The organism is Methylobacterium oxalidis (assembly GCF_007992195.1).
Classification (GTDB): Bacteria; Pseudomonadota; Alphaproteobacteria; order Rhizobiales; family Beijerinckiaceae; genus Methylobacterium; species Methylobacterium oxalidis.
This window is the reverse complement of the sequence record NZ_BJZU01000254.1, coordinates 1-2,305: the sequence shown is the minus strand read 5'-3', so window position 1 is coordinate 2,305 and position 2,305 is coordinate 1. Positions and strand designations below refer to the sequence as shown.

General features: G+C 63.3%; 2 protein-coding genes and 1 pseudogene. All 3 read left to right on the top strand.

Translation table 11 applies throughout. The features are described from left to right. The coding region (locus MOX02_RS30275; protein ID WP_308632331.1) for an NADH dehydrogenase ubiquinone Fe-S protein 4 at positions 1 to 825 on the top strand (825 nt) is incomplete at its 5' end. A gap of 302 nt (positions 826 to 1,127) precedes the next feature. After that, a complete protein-coding gene (hpf, locus tag MOX02_RS30270) occupies positions 1,128 to 1,613 on the top strand; it encodes a ribosome hibernation-promoting factor, HPF/YfiA family (protein WP_147029456.1) in 486 nt (161 codons plus the stop codon). 475 nt (positions 1,614 to 2,088) lie between these two features. Next, positions 2,089 to 2,305 (top strand): annotated as a pseudogene (locus tag MOX02_RS30265) (hypothetical protein); the annotation flags it as partial.

Sequence of the window (2,305 nt, the reverse complement as noted above, 5' to 3'; positions counted from 1 at the left end):
GGCCAGCTTCGGCGTGCAGGCCGCCGCGCATTTGGGCGCCTTCGAATCGTGACCACACCACTGGATCGAGAGGCAACCATGCAGGAACACGTGATTGGCATCGGGCACAATCGCCCACCTCTGGAGGTCAATCCCACGCCCTGGCTCGTGGGTGCTCGCGCGCTCATCAGGCGCCGCACGCGGCCTGTTGAGACGGCGGGGCGCGCGCATCAGAACGATTGGATCCCCAGCTTCGAGCGGCGCACGCCACCCGAACTCGACGACCTGATGGGCTGGACTGGTGGCGACGACACGCTCGCGACGCAGGTGCAGCTCACCTTCGCCACACGAGCGCAGGCGGTGGCCTACGCGGAGCGCCAGGGTCCCGACTTCACTGTCGAGCCAGATCCTGTGCAGGTAGCTCAGGTGAAGCAGGTCCCACCTTGGCAATGGGGTCGACGCCCTCGGGCCGCTTTCGGGCGCGGGCTGAGTGCTCCAGTCCGCAAATCCGATGACGAGGGTTGTGACGCTGCTGAGCGAGCGCAACTGCCGGATCTTGAGCGTGCCTTCGTCAATCCGGCTGCTGTCTTCCGCAGACCGGCGGACGTACTCGATCAGCCGCGCCTGATGAAGGGGTGCAAGCGGGAGATCCTTCAGCGTTGGGCCTGGGACGAGTACCTGAAGGAGATCGCGGCAGGGGAAGGCATGATCGAGGGCGAGCCCTCTCGCCTCGACGAGGTCAAGGCGGCGCTCCTGAACTTGGGCGAGACGTGGCGGCCGAAGCCGTTTGCTCCGGCTGCGGCTGCCCCGCTCCTGCTGCAGGATGTAGAAGCGCTTGCCGCCTAAGAGAGGAAGCGCTCTCGGAACGTACTTCTTCGTCATCGGGCAGGCGTCACTCGGGTCTACTCACGGGACGGATAGACGAATGGCCCTTGTCGTAGAGGACGAGAGTCGACAATGCTGGAGCGGCTGACCTGAAACACCAGAAATCATAAGTCTAGCCAAATGCAAACCTGGGTTTGTCCGAGAAGCCGCAATGACAGACGCCCTGTTCAATATAAGAGATGTGCTGTCACACGTGCGGTCTCATGAGAAATCGTTCATCACTTTGTCTTTCCTGACCAACCTGGCATGCCAAGGAGGATGTGATGCTTGAGAATGCAGCTCGGTCCATTCTTGTTCAGAGCTCGAATGTCGATCTGGGCGACGTGCTTCCTCAGTACGCGAGGGCGAGCATTCTTCAGACTGTGCGCAAGTACTTTGGCCGCCTTGAGTCCAGCTCGGTCCACTTCAACCGGGAAGGTCCGCTGTACAAGTGCACGGTCACCATCCAGGTCGGTACGCTGAAGACGATGAGCGGGGAGGCGCAGCTCAAGGACGCTTATGCCGCATTCAGGTCCGCATTGGAGAAGGTCGCCAAGCAGCTTCGCAGAGCCAAGCGCGAGCTGCGGGAGGACAAGGCAACACGGATCGACAAGGACATCGCTCTGGCTGAGAGGCCTATTCTCCGCCGCAAGGCGGCCTCTTCCGTTCGTCAGCCCGTGCACACGATCACGCACTTGGTGGAAGTTGCGCGCGAGCCCACGCCGGTCGAGCTCGATCAGGATAGCCCATATCGGATTGCAGCCGAGTAGTTGCGGAGCAGCAAGGGGGAAGCCGGCGCAGGAACGCTCTTCTCATGTCCGGCCTCCCCAAGCCGTGGCCGGTGCCGCGAATTATCTCTCGGCGACGGCTTCGACGGCCGTCGCCGAGGGAAACCGTTCTCTACCGGACCAGAAAGCTTTGCACCGGGCTCACTGTTAGAACCGCCCGTCCTTCGCGCGCCCCTTTTTCTTCTCACCTGCACGTTCGGCTTTGGAGTAGCAGGTGAGGTCAGCTCCCTGTCGGGAAGCAGACCGTCCGAATAGCGCCCATTCCTGCCATCCAGCATGCACGGACGGCATCTCCAAAGCGGATCCAGCAGCGGAGCACGTTGTTCAGGCTGCGCGCCGACGTGCCCACAGCCGGCTTGCCGGCACATGACGACGCACCCTCAGCCAAATGCCACCCGTCGTCGTTAGTGAGCGCCGCCCTGAGCGGCTGTGTTGATCCCTGACGGTGAGTGACACGATGAGAAAAACAGCACTTGCTGCCCTTGGAGCTCTCGCGCTCGGAGCGGGAGCGCTTCTGCCCGCCACGGCTGCCCACGCCGGCGGGTACGGCTACGAGGCGCCGGAGACCGTGGTGACGCACCGGACCATCGTCGAGCGCCGGGTCGTCGCACCGCCCCGCCGCGTGGTGCGGGAGGTGGTGGTGGAACGGCCAGTAGTGTACCGCCCGCGCCCGA